General features: G+C 61.6%; 21 protein-coding genes. 15 read left to right on the top strand and 6 right to left on the bottom strand.

The features are described 5' to 3' along the window. Positions 1–8 precede the first annotated feature (8 nt). The 3 genes from BUB78_RS08540 (at position 9) to BUB78_RS08530 (ending at position 1,577) form a co-directional block, all read left to right on the top strand. Positions 9–620 (top strand): cell wall hydrolase, encoded by a 612-nt coding sequence (locus tag BUB78_RS08540; RefSeq protein ID WP_073197072.1) that lies wholly within the window; start codon positions 9–11, stop codon positions 618–620. Between the two features lie 180 nt (positions 621–800). After that, positions 801–968 (top strand): 50S ribosomal protein L33, encoded by a 168-nt coding sequence (gene rpmG / locus BUB78_RS08535; protein ID WP_007799108.1) that lies wholly within the window; start codon positions 801–803, stop codon positions 966–968. Positions 969–1,073: 105 nt separating this feature from the next. Further along, positions 1,074–1,577 (top strand): GNAT family N-acetyltransferase, encoded by a 504-nt coding sequence (locus tag BUB78_RS08530; RefSeq protein WP_073197070.1) that lies wholly within the window; start codon positions 1,074–1,076, stop codon positions 1,575–1,577. A 60-nt stretch (positions 1,578–1,637) separates the two neighbouring features. Here BUB78_RS08530 and BUB78_RS08525 read toward each other — a convergent pair whose 3' ends face one another. Beyond that, the gene (locus BUB78_RS08525; protein WP_073197068.1) at positions 1,638–2,420 is read right to left on the bottom strand and encodes a Bax inhibitor-1/YccA family protein; all 783 of its coding nucleotides are present in this window, start codon (positions 2,418–2,420) and stop codon (positions 1,638–1,640) included. 133 nt (positions 2,421–2,553) lie between these two features. Beyond that, positions 2,554–2,763, bottom strand: a complete 210-nt coding sequence (locus BUB78_RS08520; protein ID WP_073197065.1) for a DUF1127 domain-containing protein — start codon at positions 2,761–2,763, stop codon at positions 2,554–2,556. Positions 2,764–2,888: 125 nt separating this feature from the next. On the opposite strand from BUB78_RS08520, the gene BUB78_RS08515 reads away from it, so the two are divergent. Further along, positions 2,889–3,764: a LysR family transcriptional regulator gene (locus tag BUB78_RS08515; RefSeq protein WP_073197063.1), complete on the top strand. Its 876-nt coding sequence runs from the start codon at positions 2,889–2,891 to the stop codon at positions 3,762–3,764. Here BUB78_RS08515 and BUB78_RS08510 read toward each other — a convergent pair. Continuing rightward, complete coding sequence (locus BUB78_RS08510; protein ID WP_073197060.1) at positions 3,751–4,713, bottom strand: NADPH:quinone oxidoreductase family protein; 963 nt, start codon at positions 4,711–4,713, stop codon at positions 3,751–3,753. The two genes, BUB78_RS08515 and BUB78_RS08510, sit on opposite strands and share 14 nt — an antisense overlap. A gap of 403 nt (positions 4,714–5,116) precedes the next feature. On the opposite strand from BUB78_RS08510, the gene BUB78_RS08505 reads away from it, so the two are divergent. The 4 genes from BUB78_RS08505 (at position 5,117) to BUB78_RS08490 (ending at position 8,289) form a co-directional block, all read left to right on the top strand. Continuing rightward, a complete protein-coding gene (locus tag BUB78_RS08505; protein ID WP_073197058.1) occupies positions 5,117–5,491 on the top strand; it encodes a helix-turn-helix domain-containing protein in 375 nt (124 codons plus the stop codon). 61 nt (positions 5,492–5,552) lie between these two features. After that, complete coding sequence (locus tag BUB78_RS08500) at positions 5,553–6,344, top strand: inositol monophosphatase family protein (protein ID WP_073197057.1); 792 nt, start codon at positions 5,553–5,555, stop codon at positions 6,342–6,344. 114 nt (positions 6,345–6,458) lie between these two features. Beyond that, positions 6,459–7,796, top strand: a complete 1,338-nt coding sequence (locus BUB78_RS08495) for an 8-oxoguanine deaminase (RefSeq protein WP_073197056.1) — start codon at positions 6,459–6,461, stop codon at positions 7,794–7,796. Between the two features lie 34 nt (positions 7,797–7,830). Further along, positions 7,831–8,289, top strand: coding sequence for a CAP domain-containing protein (locus BUB78_RS08490; RefSeq protein ID WP_084732809.1), 459 nt, complete (start codon positions 7,831–7,833; stop codon positions 8,287–8,289). A 4-nt stretch (positions 8,290–8,293) separates the two neighbouring features. Here the strand turns inward: BUB78_RS08490 and BUB78_RS08485 are convergent, their stop codons facing one another. Then, positions 8,294–8,533, bottom strand: coding sequence for a hypothetical protein (locus BUB78_RS08485; protein WP_073197055.1), 240 nt, complete (start codon positions 8,531–8,533; stop codon positions 8,294–8,296). Between the two features lie 105 nt (positions 8,534–8,638). Further along, positions 8,639–9,925, bottom strand: a complete 1,287-nt coding sequence (gene guaD, locus BUB78_RS08480; protein WP_073197054.1) for a guanine deaminase — start codon at positions 9,923–9,925, stop codon at positions 8,639–8,641. Between the two features lie 136 nt (positions 9,926–10,061). Here guaD and mgtE point away from each other — a divergent pair, with 136 nt between their 5' ends. Both mgtE and BUB78_RS08470 read left to right on the top strand, forming a co-directional pair. Further along, positions 10,062–11,453: a magnesium transporter gene (mgtE, locus tag BUB78_RS08475; protein ID WP_073197053.1), complete on the top strand. Its 1,392-nt coding sequence runs from the start codon at positions 10,062–10,064 to the stop codon at positions 11,451–11,453. Further along, positions 11,450–12,007 carry a 5-formyltetrahydrofolate cyclo-ligase gene (locus BUB78_RS08470; protein WP_073197052.1) on the top strand — a complete coding sequence of 186 codons (558 nt, stop codon included), beginning with the start codon at positions 11,450–11,452 and terminating at the stop codon, positions 12,005–12,007. The genes mgtE and BUB78_RS08470 overlap by 4 nt, the downstream gene beginning before the upstream one ends. Here BUB78_RS08470 and BUB78_RS08465 read toward each other — a convergent pair whose 3' ends face one another. Further along, the gene (locus BUB78_RS08465) at positions 12,008–12,637 is read right to left on the bottom strand and encodes a GntR family transcriptional regulator (RefSeq protein WP_073197051.1); all 630 of its coding nucleotides are present in this window, start codon (positions 12,635–12,637) and stop codon (positions 12,008–12,010) included. Between the two features lie 72 nt (positions 12,638–12,709). Here BUB78_RS08465 and BUB78_RS08460 point away from each other — a divergent pair, with 72 nt between their 5' ends. The 5 genes from BUB78_RS08460 (at position 12,710) to BUB78_RS08440 (ending at position 17,691) form a co-directional block, all read left to right on the top strand. Further along, positions 12,710–13,180, top strand: a complete 471-nt coding sequence (locus BUB78_RS08460) for an OsmC family protein (protein ID WP_073197050.1) — start codon at positions 12,710–12,712, stop codon at positions 13,178–13,180. Between the two features lie 119 nt (positions 13,181–13,299). Next, a complete protein-coding gene (locus BUB78_RS08455; RefSeq protein WP_073197049.1) occupies positions 13,300–14,112 on the top strand; it encodes a TIGR00282 family metallophosphoesterase in 813 nt (270 codons plus the stop codon). Then, a complete protein-coding gene (locus tag BUB78_RS08450) occupies positions 14,109–15,056 on the top strand; it encodes a DMT family transporter (protein ID WP_245813409.1) in 948 nt (315 codons plus the stop codon). Before BUB78_RS08455 ends, BUB78_RS08450 begins: the two co-directional genes overlap by 4 nt. Before the next feature lie 38 nt (positions 15,057–15,094). Next, positions 15,095–16,834, top strand: a complete 1,740-nt coding sequence (locus tag BUB78_RS08445; protein WP_170865040.1) for an SLC13 family permease — start codon at positions 15,095–15,097, stop codon at positions 16,832–16,834. A gap of 107 nt (positions 16,835–16,941) precedes the next feature. Continuing rightward, the gene (locus tag BUB78_RS08440; protein WP_073197047.1) at positions 16,942–17,691 is read left to right on the top strand and encodes a YebC/PmpR family DNA-binding transcriptional regulator; all 750 of its coding nucleotides are present in this window, start codon (positions 16,942–16,944) and stop codon (positions 17,689–17,691) included. Positions 17,692–17,788 lie beyond the last annotated feature (97 nt).

Here is a 17,788-nt window from a genome sequence, read left to right as displayed (position 1 = left end):
GATCATGCATGAGACGGATTGCACTGGCCGCGACCCTCGCGGCGATGGCGGCGCCGGCGATAGCGGATGCGCCTGTGAACAGGCTGATGGACCAGGAAATGCGCGCCCTGCGCTCGATTTCCGGGGACCGGATGGCAAGCTTTCTGACCCGCCCCGAAACCGAGGTGGAATATTCCAAGACCTGGCTGTCGCAGCAAGAGCTTGTCAAGGGCGGCCCCGAGTGGCGCTGTCTGGCAGAAGCGCTTTATTTCGAGGCGCGCGGCGAGAGCGTCAAGGGCCAGTTCGCCGTGGCCGAGGTGATCCTGAACCGGGTTGATGATCCGAAGTATCCCGACACGGTCTGCGCTGTGGTGCATCAGGGCACGGGGCGCAAGTTCCAGTGCCAGTTCACCTATACTTGTGATGGTGTCAAAGAGGTGATCAGCGAGCCCAAGGCATTCCGCCGGGTTGGCAAGGTTGCCAAGCTCATGGTTGATGGCGCGCCGCGTGATCTGACGAGCGGGGCAACCCATTATCACACCCGCGCCGTCAACCCGCGTTGGGCCCGTCATTTCCCGCGCACCGCGACCATTGGCGTGCATCACTTCTATCGCCAGCCGACGCGCGTTTCGCAGAACTAGGGCCGCCAACGCCCCCCGAAAATCGGTTTTTGCCTGCCTAATTCAAGGTCGGCGGGCGAAAAACAAGTTATTCCCTGCCAAACATGACAATCGCGGTTGACTCGGGCGCGCGCGTCATTAAAAGGCAGACTTCATGAGATATTCACGGGCGGCAGGACTGCCCGGCGCAGGAGATGAAAAATGGCGAAGCCGACGACCATCAAAATCCGTCTGAACTCGACCGCGGGCACGGGCCATTTCTACGTGACCAAGAAAAACGCACGCACCATGACCGAAAAAATGACCGTACGTAAGTACGATCCCGTGGTGCGCAAGCATGTCGAGTACAAGGAAGGCAAGATCAAGTAAGATCGCCTGACAGACAAGACAGAGTAAGCCGCGCCACACCAGCGCGGCTTTTTCTATTTGGGGCGTGTCTGGGGGCCGGCAGAATTTACCGGAAAGCCTAGTTTGATGTCCCATTTCAATATTCGCCCTGCCGCCATTGATGATCATGCGGTGTGCACCTCATTGCTGTCGCGCAGCTATCGGCGGCTTCTGGCGCCCTGTTATTCAAGTGCCGTGCTGGCCGAGGCCCTGCCGGTGATAACCCTCGCCGCGCCGGGGGGGCTCGGTACAGGCCGTTATTTCCTCGCCGAAGAGGGCGCGCGCATTCTGGCCGTTGGCGGCTGGAGCGATATCAGCCCCTTCGGGCGCGCCTGCCCGCAGGGGCACGCCCACATCCGGCATCTGGCCTGTGACCCCGAGAGCCTGCGTCAGGGGATCGGGGGGGGCATTCTGGCGCGGATGGTTCAGACGGCACAGGCAAGTGGCATCAGGGTGCTGCACTGTCTTAGCCCGCATAACGCCGGGCCATTCTATGTCGCGACGGGGTTCGAGGCCCTGGGCGAGGTGGCGATGCGCCTCACGCCCGAGCTTGACCTGCCGGTGATCCATATGCGCCACGCGCTGGTGTGACATGCAAAAAGGGCCGGTCGCGATGACCGGCCCTTCTTATATCTGCGCTCAGGGCGCTGTTTATTCTTGCTGGCCCATGAACATCAGCAGGAACTGGAACATGTTGAGGAAGCTGATGTAGAGGTTCAGCGCGCCGTCATAGGCGGCCTTATCAAGCCATTCCTGATCGCCATGCGCGGCATGGGCTACATAGGTGTTCTTGATCTCTTGCGTGTAAAACGCGGTCAGACCGGCAAACACCAGAACACCGATCGCCGAGATCGCGAACATCATCGCGGGCGACTGGAGGAACATGTTGATCAGCATCGCCACCAGAAGGCCGACAACGCCCATGATCAGGAAGCTGCCCCAACCTGAGATGTCTTTCTTGGTGGTATAGCCGTAGAGCGACAGCGACGAAAAGGCGATGGCGGTCACGATAAAGGTCTGAACGATCGAAAATCCGGTGAAGACCAGAAAGATCGAGCTCATCGAGATACCGATCAGCGCGGCAAATGTGAAAAAGCCAAGCTGTACCGCCGCCGCAGACCCGCGCCGCAGCAAAGAGCCCCAGCCAAACAGGATAAAGCCGAGAGGCGCCAGCATCACCACCCATTTAAGCGGCGACAGATAAAGCGCGGCGCCAAGACCCGACAGCATCGTGCCATTGGGAAGCTGCGCGGCGGCGGCTGAAGGATCGGTTGTCACGGCAAGCCCCGCGATGGCCCATGCGGCAAGGGCTGTGATCAGCATGCCGAACGACATGGTGCCGTAGACCTTGTTCATGTGGGTGCGAAGACCCGCGTCAATCTGGGCGGTGCTGCGTGTGCCCGTCGCCGTCCGGATCGTGTTGAACTCTGCCATGAATACCTCCGATATGAAAATGGCGGCCCCGGTATGGGGCTTTGCCAACAATATCGGGTAGGTGTATCGGCTTTTCAAGTTTTAGCGAGCGTTTTTCTCAGGCTTTTGTAAACGCTCGCCAAATTTGCCTGTTTTAGCGACAGCTTGGAGTGGGCAGATCCCAGAACGGGCGGCTTGCCTCGCGCTCTGCCTCGCGGCGGCTCAGACCGATATCTTTCAGCGCGGCATCGTCGAGCTGGCGCAGGGCGTTGCGCTGTTTGCTGACCGCGAGCATGTCACGCAGCGCAAACTGCACGCGGGGAAGGGTGTGGGGCCGGGCAGGGGCGTGAATATGAAGGCTCATGGTCTGTTCCTTTCCTAATTGTGATACGAGCTGACTTATCTATTTCTTCTGTTGATCTTTCTGCCTGAGTCGGGGCAATATTAAAAATGAATGTTCATTGGGCGAACCATCAAGGAATGTGATGAATGCGAAATCTTGACATAACGACGCTGCGCTCGCTGGTGGCGGTGGCGGATCAGGGCGGGGTCACACGGGCGGCCTCGGCTTTGAACCTGACGCAATCGGCGGTCTCGATGCAGATCAAGCGGCTTGAGGACATGCTTGATCTCAAGTTGATGGACCGGGCCAATCGACGGGTCTCGCTGACCGCCTCGGGCGAACAGCTTGTCGGCTATGCCCGGCGCATGCTTGATCTCAATGACGAGGTCGTTGGTCGCCTGACCGAAGAGACATACGAGGGCGAGCTTGTGTTGGGCGTGCCGCATGACATTGTCTATCCGGTGGTGCCGCGGGTTCTGAAATCGCTGAACGCGGCCTTTCCGCGGGTGAATGTGCAACTGCGCTCGTCGAGCACGGTCCGCCTGCGCGAGGCGCTTGGCAAGGGCGAGGTCGACATCATCCTGACCACCGAGCAGGGCGTCGGCGAGGGTGGCGAGACCCTGACCGAAATGGCGCTGCGCTGGACCGGGGCGCCGGACGGAGTGGCATGGAAGCGGCGGCCGCTGCGGCTTGCCTTCTGCACCTGCTGCATCTTTCGGCCGATCGTGCTGCGCAAGCTCGACGAGGCCGGGATCGACTGGGAAATGGCGGTCGAATCAGAGGATGACCGCGCCGTCGAGGCCGTGGTCAGCGCCGACCTTGCCATCGGCGCCTTGCTGGAAAACAGCCTGCCGCCTTACCTTGAGGCCATCAACCCCGGTGGTCTTTTGCCCGAGCTTGGCGTGCAGAAGGTCAATCTTTACATGCGCGGCGGCCGCGACAAGGTGCTGGACGAACTTGCCCGGATGCTGCGCAACGGGTTTGGCGCCATCCCTGCGCCCGCTGCCCTCATGTCAGCGTGACCACCACCTTGCCGGTCGATTTGCGCGAGCGCAGGAATTCAAGCGCCTCATCGGCGCGTTCAAGCGGCAGGACATGGCTGATGTGCGGTTTGATGCGGCCCTCTGCGTACCAGTCGAACAGGGTGGCAAGGCTATTGGTGACCACCTCGGGGCGGAAATTCAGGTAACCGCCCCAATAAAGGCCGATCACCGACAGGTTCTTGACCAACAGGTGATTGGCCGGAATTTGTGGCACCTCGCCACTGGCAAAGCCGATGCTCAGCAGGCGCGCCTCGGGGTTGCAGGCGCGAAAGGCGGCCTTGAACTGATCCCCGCCGACCGGATCATAGACCACATCGACCCCGCCAAGCGCCTTGCAGGCCTCGCGGATATCGGCGCTCTTGGCATCAATCAGATGATCCGCCCCGGCGGCACGCGCCACCTCGAGCTTGTCGGCGCCGCGTGCGCAGGCAATCACCCGTGCGCCCATCTGCTTGCCGATTTCCACAGCCGTGAGGCCGACGCCCCCCGCGGCGCCCAGCACCAGAAGCGTCTCGCCGGGTTGCAGGTGTGCCCTGTGGTCCAGCGCGACATGGCTGGTGCCATAGGCAATCAGAAAGGCGGCGGCATCGCTGAACGTCATGTCATCGGGCAAGGCCACCGCCCGATTCGCCGGAAAACAGCCATAGTCCGCCAGCCCGCCCTGACCGCCAAAGACCGCAACCCGCGTGCCGGGGGCGGGGCCGTCGGTGTCGGGGCCAAGCGCGTCAACGACGCCGGCCACCTCCATGCCAAGGGTGAACGGGGCGGGTGGTGTATCCTGATATTCGCCCTTGATCATCAAGAGGTCGGCGAAATTGAGACCGCAGGCCTCGATTTTCAGGAGAAGCTCGCCTTGCTTGGGGGTGGGGCGCGATATGTCGCAAATGGCGGGCGTGGCCCCGGTGCTGGCGATGTGAAAAGCGCGCATGTTATACCCTTCTTGATTCCGTCAAATTTGGCAACAAACTGTTGATCGGATTTAGCTAATTCGATTCGGTGGGTCAAAACCACCAGTATTGCGTGACTCTGACCTATTCAAAAGGTTAGCTTCCGCATAGATTGAGTATCTTTCGGGTAGGGTGCGTAAACGGATAGCGATATTTCTTGTATTTCGGCTGTATCTTGTTAAGTTCAAAAGAGCGCTGCTGGGATGCGTGGCGTGTTTGTTTGGCGCGTTTAGTGTCTTTGAATGCCGTATTTCCGGCGACGTAAAAGTTACAATAGGACGTAAAAGTTACAATAGGACGTAAAAGTTACAATAGGACGTAAAAGTTACAATAGGACGTAAAAGTTACAATAGGACGTAAAAGTTACAATAGAAGGAATATTCAATGCCGCACCCAGTAGATGTGCACGTTGGAAAACGCATTCGGCATCGCCGTTGGCTGGTCGGGATGACTCAGCAGCAGCTTGCGGAAAGTGTTGGAATTAAATTTCAGCAGATTCAAAAATATGAAACCGGTGCGAACCGTGTCAGCGCGTCCCGTCTTTGGGATATCGCCGATTCGCTCGAAGTCGAAATCAGCTTTTTCTTTGAGGGTCTGGAGCACGAAGGTGATTCACCCCGCGAGAAAACCGACAATGTACCGACGGATATTCTTGGCGATAAAGAGGCGCTTGATCTGGTGCGGTCGTATTATGCGATCCCGGAAAATCAACGTCGCCGCCTGTTCGATCTTGCCCGCGTCCTGAGCGAGGTGGCTTGAGCCTGACATGTCTGTGGCCTAAGTCTGCGTTCTCATAGCGCAGATAAAGGGCAGGCCGGTCATGGATATCGACAAGAAAATTGAAACCGCCCATGCGTTGGCCGATGCCGCGCGTGCGGCGGTTTTGCCGTTTTTCCGAAGCGCCGACCTCGTGACTGACAACAAGCATTCCGATGGCAGTTTTGATCCGGTGACCGAGGCCGACCGCGCTGCAGAGCTTGCAATGCGAGAGGTGCTCTCCAGGATGTGCCCCGAGGATGGCATTCTGGGCGAGGAATTCGATAAGGTGGCGGGGAAAAGCGGTCTGACGTGGGTGCTTGACCCGATCGACGGCACGCGCGCCTTTCTGTCCGGCTCTGCCACCTGGGGGGTGCTTGTTGCGCTCTCTGATCACAGCGGTCCGATCTACGGGCTGATTGACCAACCCTACATCGGCGAGCGGTTCGAGGGCGGCTTTGGGCGCGCGACGATGACTGGCCCCCTGGGCACGCGGCCCCTCAGGGCGCGCTGTGACCGCCCCCTGAGCGAGTCGATCCTCTTTACCACCTTTCCAGAGGTCGGCAGCGCCGCCGAGGGCGCCGGATTTGCCGATTTGGCGCAACAGGTCAAGCTGGTGCGCTATGGGCTTGATTGCTATGCCTATGCGCTTGTGGCGGCGGGGCAGATCGACCTTGTGGTCGAGGCCGGGCTTGCGCCCTATGACGTTCACGCGCCGATTGCCGTGATCGAGGCCGCAGGCGGGATCGTGACCGACTGGCAAGGTGGTCCGGCGCATCAAGGTGGGCGCATTCTTGCTGCGGCGAGCCGTCAACAGCACACGGCCGCCCTGAAGGTTTTGTCGCGGGTGGCTTGATCCTATCCGCGCTTTGGGGGTAAATACTATCTGCTGCACGGTTCTTAACCCCTTTCCGCCGTGCAATCCATGCTTCCAGAGGGGGTGAGGAAGCACTGGCAAGGGGTTATTTTCATGAGAGAAATTTTGATCCGTGGCGCGGACTATCTGCTCACGATGAATGACGCGCGCGAAGAGTTGCGCGGCGCCGATATCCTGATCCGCAACGGCATCATCGCCGGTGTCGGGCATGCTCTTGAAAGCGATGGCGAGGTGGTTCTTGCGGCGGGCTGTGTGGTGACGCCGGGCCTGGTGAACACGCATCACCATCTTTATCAAAGCCTGACACGGGCGGTGCCGGGGGCGCAGGATGCGCTGTTGTTTGGCTGGCTGAAAACGCTCTATCCGATCTGGGGGCGCTTCGGGCCAGAGGAAACGCGGGTCTCTGCCCTCACCGGGCTGGCCGAGCTGGCGCTTTCAGGATGCACGCTAAGTTCCGATCATCTCTACATTTTTCCCAACGGCGCACGGCTTGAGGATACGATCCATGCGGCGGCCGAGATCGGCTTGCGGTTTCACCCCACGCGCGGCGCGATGAGCATCGGCGAAAGTGCTGGCGGTCTGCCGCCCGATGCTTTGGTAGAGGGTGAAGATCGCATTCTAAATGACTGTATTCGCGTGATAGATTCCTTTCATGATGCCGGGGAGGGATCGATGTGCCGGGTCGGTATCGCGCCCTGTTCGCCGTTCTCGGTGAGCCGTGACCTGATGCGCAATGCAGCGCTTCTGGCGCGCGATAAAGGGGTGATGTTGCATACTCATCTGGCCGAAAACGAAGAGGATATCGCCTATTCCGAGGCAAATTTCGGCTGTCGTCCAGGGCAGTATGCCGAGGATCTCGGCTGGACGGGCGATGATGTCTGGCATGCACATTGCGTTAAGTTGGACGCGCAAGAGATTGATCTGTTTTCAAAAACCCGCACGGGTGTTGCGCATTGCCCCTGTTCCAACTGTCGCCTTGGATCGGGCATCGCGCCGGTGCGGGCCATGCGGGATGCGGGCGTCAAGGTGGGGCTCGGGGTTGATGGTTCGGCCAGCAATGACGCGGGAAACCTCGTGCTTGAGGCGCGCCAATCCATGCTCTTGCAGCGGGTCAGCCAAGGCGCCGATGCGATGAGTGCGCGCGAGGCGCTTGAGATCGCGACACGCGGCGGGGCCGAGGTTCTGGGGCGCAGCGATTGCGGTCAGATCGCCCTTGGTAAACGCGCAGACATCGCAATCTGGGATGTGCGTGGTCTTGAAAGCGCCGGAAGCTGGGACCCGGCGGCGCTTTTGCTGGCCGGGCCGACCCGCGTGCGTGACCTCTTTGTCGAGGGGCGCCAAGTGGTGCGCGACGGCCATCTGATCAGCATAGATTTGCCGAAGGTGATTGAGCGGCAAAACCGGCTGGCGCGGGCCTCGGCCGAGCGCTAGGCTGGGGCTTTGATAACTTTCAGGGGGCGTCAGGATGTCGGGATTTCGTTTGCTTGGTCTTCTCGCAGTCCTGTTCATGCTGGCCGCCCCGATGACACCGGCGCAGGCGCAGGCGACGGATTTCGGCCAGGCCTCGCTTGCCTGGGTCAATGCCGAGCGGGCCAAGAGCGGGCGCGGCGCGGTCGCCCTCTCGCCCAAGCTCACGCGGGCGGCGGCGGCCCATGCCGGCGACATGGCCAAAAACGGATACTTCAGCCACACCGGCGCCAATGGCAGCAGCATCGGTGACCGGGTTCGGCGACAGCAATACGGCTTTTGTTTCGTGGCCGAGAATATCGCCAAGGGGCAGGGCACCCTGGACGAGGTGTTGCGGGCCTGGATGGCCTCGCCCGGCCATCGGCGTAATATGCTGCACAAGAGTGCCGCCGAATTCGGCCTGGTGCGCGGGCCGGGGAACCTCTGGGTGATGGTTCTGGGTCGCCCGGGCTGTTAGAGGATCAGCCGAAGAAGCGCGGTTTCAGTTTGAGGATCGTGTCGCCGATGTCGGCGCTTATCTGACGGGCGGCGGCAAGGGCCTCTTGGTGGGCGGCATAGCCGGTTGCGACGGCGCTCTCGATGGTGGCGCTTTGCACGAGGCTTGCCACAAGATCGGGGTTGTCGCGGGCATAACCTTCACCGAACTGGGCGTCGATGGCGCGGGTGGCCTCGGCAAGGTGCCGGGTGATCTGGCTGGTCATGGGCTGTGGCCTCTTTCCTGATGGTACGCTCAGGCAGATAGGGCCGAAATGGCGCGTGGCGATGGTTGGTCTCGCGCGGCGGGCAGGCAACAGCCCGACAAGCCCTCAGGCGGGGCGCCCGGCGATCCAGACCTGTTTGACCGCGCGATCATCGCCCATCATTATGGTCGGAAACAGCGCCTCCCAGATGTCATCGGCGCGCGCGCTGCGCTGTGCGATGGCGGGCGTCGAGGCCAGATCAAGCGCCACAAGGTCGGCCTCCATCCCCGGAGCGATATTACCGATCTGCCCACTCATATGCAGCGCCTCGGCCGATCCGGCGGTCGCCAGCCACAAAAGCTGTGCGGGATGCAGCGCAGTGCCGGTAAGCTGGCCGATTTCATAGGCGGCGGCCATGGTGCGCAGCATGCAAAAGCTTGATCCGCCGCCGGTGTCGGTCGCAAGGCCGACCCGCTGTCCCTCGGCCATCCGCGCGGCCATGTCAAACAGGCCAGAGCCGATGAAGGTATTCGAGGTCGGGCAATGAACAAGCGCCGCCCCCACCTCGCGCAGGCGATCCCGCTCGCGCGGCTCAAGGTGGATCGCGTGGCCATAAAGCCCGCGTGCGCCAAGCAATCCGTGCGCCTCGTAGGTATCAAGGTAATCGTGCGCCTCGGGGTAGAGCGATTTGACCCAGGCCACCTCGTCGGTCTGTTCGCTCAGGTGGGTCTGCATCAGGCAATCGGGATGCTCGGCCCACAGCGCGCCAAGCGCGGCCAGCTGATCGCGCGTCGAGGTCGGTGAAAATCGCGGCGTGATCGCATAGGACAACCGGTCCACCCCGTGCCATGCCCCGATCAGCGCCTTGCTGTCGTCATACCCCGATTGCGCCGTATCACAGAGGTCGGGCGGCGCGTTGCGATCCATGCAGGTCTTGCCCGCCACCGCGCGCACCCCGCGCGCCTGTGCCGCCTCGAAGAACGCGGTCACGCTGCCGGGGTGGATGGTGCAATAGCTGACGCAGGTCGTGGTGCCATTGGCCAGCGTCAGGTCGAAATACCGGCTGGCAATCTCGCGCGCATAGGCCGGGTCGCCAAAGCGCAGTTCCTCGGGGAAGGTATAGGTCTCAAGCCAATCGCGAAGCCGCTTGCCCCAGCTGGCGATCATCGCGGTCTGCGGATAATGCACATGGGCATCGACAAAGCCGGCACAGATCAGGGCATCGCCCATGTCGACCTGCGCGGCCTCGGGCGCCTCTGCGCGCAGGTCCGCAGCACGCCCGAGGGCCGCGATCTTGCCGCCCCGGATCAACACCGCCTCGGCGAGGCGCGCCGCATCATTGGGATCGCCGCCCCCGAAGGGAGTACGCTCAAAGCCAAGGATCTGACCGGTCAGAAGCATATCGTGGGACATCGGGCCTCTTTCGTCTGATAGCTGTTCAAAATTCAGAATATGTCTGCCTGCAATCGGGGTAAATCAAGGTATTGTCATTGTTTTCCTGAAGCTGCTTCTTTAATCCTCTCGCAGAAGCGCGACAGGGGGATGTGAAATGGCAGAGCATGACTATGACCGCGACCCCGTGAGCGAGCGCGACGAGGACGATTACCCGCTGAACAAACAGGCGGTGACGCGGATCATCGAGGCGGTCGATGCCGGCGACCGGGATCTGCTCTTGTCCGAGATGGAGCCGCTGCACGCGGCCGATATCGCCGACCTTCTGGAACAGATCAACAGCGGCGACCGGCGCGCCCTGATCGCGCTTTATGGCCGCGAGTTCGACGGCGACATCCTGTCGGAACTTGATGAATCGATTCGCGAAGAGGTGATCGGTCTTCTGACGCCCGAAGTGCTGGCCGATGCGGTGCGGGATCTGGATTCAGACGATGTGGTCGATCTTGTCGAGGATCTTGAAGGCGGCCAGCAGGCCACCATCCTGAGCGCGCTTGAAGACAGCGACAGGATCGCCGTTCAGCAATCGCTGACCTATCCGGAATATTCCGCTGGCCGCCTGATGCAGCGCGAAGTCGTCATGGCGCCAGAGCATTGGTGCGTCGGCGATGCGATTGATTACATGCGCAATGTCGAAGAGCTTCCGGAGCAATTCTATCACATGATCCTTGTCGATCCGCGCCTGCATCCGGTTGGCAATGTAACGCTTGGCCGCATCATGGGCGCGCGCCGCGAGACGGCCCTCAAGGATCTGGTCGAGGACACGTTTCACACCATCCGCGTCACCCGTGACGAGGGCGATGTGGCCTACATGTTCAACCAGTATCACCTGATTTCCGCGCCCGTGGTCGATGAAGATGACCGGCTTGTCGGGGTGATCACCATTGATGACGCCATGGCAGTGCTTGATGAAGAGCACGAAGAAGACATCATGCGGCTTGCCGGTGTTGGCGAGGGCGGGCTGAACGACAGCGTGATCGAGACCAGCAAACAGCGTGTGCCCTGGCTGGCGGTGAACTTGTTGACGGCGATCCTGGCGTCGCTGGTCATTTCCCAGTTCGAGGCGACGATCGCCCAATTCGTGGCACTGGCCGTTTTGATGCCAATCGTGGCCTCGATGGGCGGCAATGCCGCCACCCAAAGCCTTACCGTGGCGGTGCGCGCGCTTGCGACCAAGGATTTGACCGGCTCGAACGTCTGGCGCGTGCTTTGGCGCGAGGTGATGGTTGGGATGATCAACGGTCTGATTTTTGCCGCTACCATGGGGGCCGTGGGCATCCTGTGGTTCGGCGGGCCAGAGCTTGGCTATGTGATAGCGGCCGCAATGGTGATCAATCTGGTCGTTGCCGGGCTTGCCGGATCGGCGATTCCGGTGATCATGGATCGCATGGGCATTGATCCGGCGCTTGGCTCGGGCACCTTCGTGACCACGGTCACCGATGTTGTCGGGTTCTTCGCCTTTCTGGGATTGGCGGCGATGTTTCTGGTATGACCGACCTGAGCCAAATCAAGGCCGCCGCCCGCAAGGCGGGTTTTGCGCGTCGTGCGGCGGCCCATGCGGCGCGCACGCATGGCGAGGCGGCGCTGCTGTCGAGCGTCTTGGCGGGCTATCGCGGGGTGCCGCTGTCGGCCTATATGGCGATCCGCTCCGAGATTGATCCGCTGCCCGCCATGCAAGAGGCGGCGGCGCATGGACCGGTCTGCGTGCCGGTAATCAAAGCGGCTGGCCTGCCGCTCAAATTCTCCCGCTGGACGCCGGGCTGCGCCCTGCGCGAGGGGCCGTTCGGCGCGATGATCCCGGCCGAGGACGACTTCATCGAGCCCGAAATCCTGATCGTGCCGCTGGTGGCGTTTGACCGGCAGGGCGGGCGGCTTGGCTATGGCGGCGGGTTTTATGACCGCACGCTTGAGGCTTTGCGCGCCAAGCGCCCGACGCTGGCGGTTGGTTTTGCCTATGCCGCGCAAGAGGCAGACAACCTGCCGTCGGAACCGACCGATCAGCCGCTTGACATGGTGGTAACCGAGACTGAGGTGATCAGTTTCTGATCAGGCGTCGCCTGACATTTTCTGCAAAAGCGTGTCTAGGGCCCCTTCAATGTGGGCGCGAAGACAGGTCACTGCGGCATTGGTATCGCGGCGATGACAAGCATCGCGCAAGGCCTGGTGATCGGCCAGCCAGCGTTCGGTTTCGTTGGGCAAGGCATCGTAGGCGGAAATCTGGATGCGGCAGGTGCGGCGCAGGCCGGTGATCATCTGCGCCTGACGCGGGCGCATGGCAGGGGCATAGAGGGCGGCGTGAAACATCTGGTCTCCCTCTGCCCAGTTGGCGTTTTTTGCCTCAAGATTTGAACGGGCCAACGCATAGTCGATGCGGGTCAGATCCGCCTCGGTCATCACCGGGATGGCGCGGGCCAGCAGATCACATTCCAACAGCAGCCGCAGGTCATAGGCCTCGGATACCTCGGTCGCATCCATACGGATCACATGGGCGGTGCGGTTGGGGGCCTGATCAATCAGACCAAGAGCGGCAAGCCGCGCCAGCGCATCGCGGATGGGGATGCGGCTGACGCCAAAGCGCGCGGCCAGATCGGTTTGTGACAAGGGCTGCCCGACGGGCAATGCGCCGCTTAGGATGTCAGACTGCAATTGATCGGCGATGGATTGCGGCGAAGTCATAGGGTGGGTTGCCTGTGTTTTGCAGAAATGTATACATGTATGCAATGATTCGCGCAACAAAGGACCGCTGCCATGGCCGAGCATAATTATACCGCACGAGTCGTGTGGACCGGGAACCGTGGGGAGGGCACGAAGCACTACAGGGGCTATGATCGTACATGGAACGTCGCGACCCCCGGCAAGCCGGTGATCCACTGCTCCAACGATCCGCTCTTGGGGGGCGACCCGACCCTGCATAACCCCGAGGATATGCTGATCGCGGCACTGTCGGCCTGTCACATGCTGTGGTTTCTGCATCTTGCCAGCGACGCGGGTGTCATCGTTCATGCCTATCAAGACGACCCGCTTGCACTGGGCGAAACCGACGCCACCGGCGCAAGCCGCTTCCTGCGCGCCACCCTGCGCCCCTCGATCAGCGTGCCGTCGGGCACCGACCTCAAAAAGGCCAATGCGCTGCACGACGAGATACACAAGACCTGTTTTATCGCCCGTTCGGTCAATTTTCCGGTCACCTTTGCTGCGCGCTACCGCATCAAGGCCTGACGCTCGCCCTTCTACTTGGCACAAATACTCCCGCCGGAGGCGTCCCTCACGGGCCCCAATCCCAAGCGCGTGCGGTTTGAGTCTTGCCCTTCGCGCAGTCCGTCAATAACACCGATTCCATGAAAATACTCTTTTTAGGCGATGTGATGGGCCGTGCGGGACGCGCGGCGGTGGCCGAGACCCTGCCGCGCTTGCGCGCAGAGTGGCGGCTGGATTTCGTTGTGGTCAATGGCGAGAATGCCTCGGGCGGGATGGGGCTGACCGGCGCGCATGCCAAGGGGCTGTTCGAGGCGGGGGCCGATTGCGTCACCCTTGGCGATCATGCCTTTGATCAAAAGGACATGCTTCAGGCGATTGGCAATGAGACCCGGATCATCCGGCCGCTGAACTTTGCCAAGAGCGCCCCGGGGCGCGGGCACCGGGTTTTTACCGACGGACGCGGGCGCAAGATTCTGGTGGCGCAGGTGCTGGGTCAGGTCTTCATGAAACGCGCCTTTGACGATCCGTTTTCGGCCATCGACGAGGTGCTGCGCGCGCATCCTCGCGGTGGCGCGGTGCAGGCGGCGATTGTCGAGGTGCATTGCGAGGCGACCTCGGAGAAGATGGCGATGGGGCATTTCTGTGATGGCCGCGCCAGTCTCGTGGTGGGCACCCACACCCATATCCCGACCGCCGATACACAAATCCTGCCGGGTGGCACCGCCTTTCAGGGCGATGCCGGCATGTGCGGCGATTATCTTAGCGTCATTGGCATGGAAAAGACCGAACCGATGCGGCGTTTCGTGACCGGCATGGGCAAGGAACGCTTTACCCCGGCGCTTGGCGCGGCAACCTTGTCGGGCGTTTACGTCGAGACCGACGACAAGACCGGCAGGGCCACCAAGGTCTCGATGATCCGCCAAGGTGGCCGGTTGGAGCAAGCAGGCCCGTGAGAGCACGCGCCGGTCTGACGCTGGCGCTTATGGCGATGGGCGCGGGCTGGGGCCTGTCGGTGGCGCTTGCCAAGATCGCGGTCAGCACCGGCCATCAGCCTTTCGGCCTGATATTCTGGCAACTGGTGATCGCGGTGGTGGTGCTTGGTGCCATCACCCGCGCACGCGGTAAGCGGTTGGAGCTGGGGCGCATCTATTGGCGGCTGTTCGCGATGGTCGCCCTGTTCGGCGCGGTTCTGCCGGATGTGTTTTTCTATGCCTCGGCGGCCCGCTTGCCCGGCGGTGTGATGGCCATTGTCATTTCGACCGTGCCGATGTTTTCGCTGCCCATCGCGCTTGCCCTTGGCAATGAGCGATTTGCCTGGCGGCGGATGCTGGGCCTCATCCTTGGGTTGGCCGGGATCGCGCTTTTGATCGGCCCCGAGGCCAGCCTGCCGGATCGGGCTATGGCCGCCTTTGTGCCGCTCGCCCTCATAGCGCCGCTGCTTTATGCGGCCGAGGGCAATCTTGTGGCCCGCTGGGGCACGCAGGGGCTTGATTCCGTGCAGACATTATTGGCCGCCTCGCTGCTTGGGGCGATCCTGATGCTGCCTCTGGCCCTAATTAGCGGACAGTGGATTGACCCCTTGGCCGGGTTTGGCGCGCCCGAGGCGGCGCTGGTGGCGGGGGCAATCATTCATGCGCTGGTCTATGCGGGCTATGTCTGGATGGTGGGGCGGGCCGGATCGGTCTTTGCGGCGCAGACCAGCTATCTGGTGACCGGCTTTGGCGTGCTTTGGTCGATCTGGCTGTTGCAGGAGGTCTATTCGCCTTATATCTGGGCGGCGCTGGGGCTCATGCTGGGCGGTATCTTTCTGGTACAGCCACGGGCGCGGATCGGGCTTGCCCCTGCGCCTGTCATCGTGGACACTGGGGCGAAACCAGACGAGGGCTCTGATACGTGATAGAACTTTTGGGTCTGTTTCAAAACGGGCAGGCAGCCATGGCACTGCTCGTCGTCGCGGCGATGTTCGTGCTTTTCGTGCGTGAAACCTATCCGACAGAAGTGGTGGCCATCGCCGGTGTGGCGGTTCTTCTGGCGCTTGGAATCCTGCCCTATCAGGCCGCTCTGATGGTGTTTTCCAATCCAGCGCCCTGGACCATTGCGGCGATGTTTATCGTGATGGGGGCCTTGGTGCGCACCGGCGCGCTTGATGCCTTTACCTCGCTGGCGGATCGCCAGGCACAGGTCAATCCGCGCGCGGCCATCGGCATGCTTTTGGTGGCGGTGGTCGTGGCCTCGGCCTTCATGAACAACACGCCGGTGGTGGTGGTGATGATCCCGGTGTTCGTGCAACTGGCGCGCACGCTTCAAATCCCGGTCAGCAAGCTTTTGATTCCGCTCAGCTATGCGGCCATTCTTGGCGGCACGACGACGCTGATCGGCACCTCGACCAACCTGCTTGTGGACGGGGTCGCGCGCACGCAGGGCATGGCGGCCTTTAGCATCTTCGAAATCACGCCGCTTGGCATCATCCTGGTGATCTGGGGCGCGATTTACCTGCGGTTTTTCGGGCCGTTCCTTCTGCCTGCGCGCGATAGCATGGCCGACATGCTGACCGATCGCTCGCGGATGAAGTTTTTCACCGAGGCGGTGATCCCGCCCGACAGCAACCTGATCGGGCGCGAAGTGACCGGGGTGCAGCTTTTCAAACGCGAGGGCGTGCGCCTTATTGATGTGATCCGGGGCGATCAGTCGCTGCGCCGCAACCTGAGCGGGGTGACGCTTCATGTGGGGGACCGGGTGGTTTTGCGCACGCAGATGACCGAATTGCTCAGCCTGCAGCGCGACAAAAGCCTCAAGCGGGTCGATCAGGTTTCGGCGGTTGAGACAAGCACCGTTGAGGTGCTGATCACGCCGGGCTGCAAGATGGTGGGCCGCTCGCTTGGCGGCATGCGCCTGCGGCGGCGCTACGGGGTTTATCCGCTGGCGGTACACCGGCGCAACCAGAATATCGGCCGCCAGCTTGACGATCTTGTGGTGCGGGTTGGCGATACGCTTTTGCTTGAAGGCGCGCCCGAGGATATTCAGCGCCTGTCGCGCGATATGGATATGGTCGATGTCTCGCGGCCCTCGGCGCGGGCGTTTCGACGGGGCCACGCGCCGCTGGCGGTGGTGGCCCTTTTGGGGATCGTCATCCTTGCGGGGCTTGGCATGGCCCCGATCCTTGCGCTAGCGGTGATCGCGGTGGCGGTGGTGCTTTTGGCCCGCTGCATTGATGCGGACGAGGCGTTTTCCTTTGTCGACGGGCAATTGCTTGCGCTGATTTTCGCGATGCTGGCGATCGGCGCGGCGCTTCAGGCCTCGGGGGCGGTTGAATTGATCGTCGGGGTGATTGCGCCCTCGCTCTCGGTTCTGCCGGGGTTCCTGGTGATCTGGGTGATTTACCTGCTGACCTCGGTGCTGACCGAACTGGTGTCGAACAACGCCGTGGCGGTGGTTGTCACGCCGATTGCCATCGGACTGGCCGATGCCATGGGGATTGATGCGCGCCCGCTCGTGGTGGCGGTGATGGTCGCCGCGAGCGCGAGTTTCGCCACGCCCATCGGCTATCAGACCAACACGCTTGTCTACGGGCCGGGGGGCTATCGCTTTACCGATTTCCTGCGGGTCGGGGTGCCGCTGAACCTGAGTGTGGGCTTGCTCGCCTCGGCGCTTATTCCGCTGATCTGGCCGCTTTGAGCCAACAGGCGGGCGCACATGGCGCGCTCGGTGTCGCAAGGCGTTGCCCTGCGCGCGCCAAGCGGATATGACAAGCCAAATTTTCTGGACATGCAGGAGACGGTATCATGGCCGGCCACTCAAAATGGGCAAATATCCAACATCGCAAAGGGCGTCAGGACGCCGTGCGGGGCAAGCTTTTCTCTAAATTTTCCAAAGAGATAACGGTTGCCGCCAAGATGGGCGACCCGGACCCGGATAAAAACCCGCGCCTGCGCCTTGCCATCAAGGAAGCCAAGTCACAATCCATGCCCAAGGACAATATCGAACGCGCCATCAAGAAGGCGATGGGCGGCGAGGGCGAGGATTACGAGGAAATCCGCTATGAGGGCTATGGGCCAAATGGCGTGGCGGTGATTGTCGAGGCGATGACCGACAACCGCAACCGCACCGCCAGCACCGTGCGCTCGACCTTTTCCAAGAATGGCGGCAACCTTGGCGAAACCGGATCGGTCGGCTTCATGTTCGAGCGCAAGGGCGAGATCAGCTATCCCGTCGAAGTGGGCGATAGCGACACGGTGATGATGGCGGCAATCGAGGCCGGCGCCGAGGATGTGGAAAGCGGCGAGGACGGGCATGTGATCTGGTGCGCCGACAGTGATCTCAACGAGGTTGCCACCGCGCTTGAGGCCGAGCTTGGCGAGAGCAGTTCGACCAAGCTTGTGTGGAAACCGGTGACCACCACCGAGATGGACCTTGAGGGCATGCAAAAGCTGATGAAGCTGATTGACGCGCTTGAGGATGACGACGACGTTCAGCGTGTCACCACCAATTTCGAAGCCTCTGACGAGGTCATGGAACAGCTCGGGGCGGAGTAATCTGCAGCGCCGCAGGAGCGTGGGTTTCACCCACCCTACGGGCAATCGAGAGCGATGTTTTTGACGTCCGGCGCGGGGTTCTGCGCCGGACGTTTTC

This window comes from Roseovarius marisflavi, from assembly GCF_900142625.1.
Taxonomy (GTDB): Bacteria; Pseudomonadota; Alphaproteobacteria; order Rhodobacterales; family Rhodobacteraceae; genus Roseovarius; species Roseovarius marisflavi.
The sequence above is the reverse complement of the archived record's forward strand: the minus strand, read 5'-3'. Positions and strand labels throughout refer to the sequence as shown.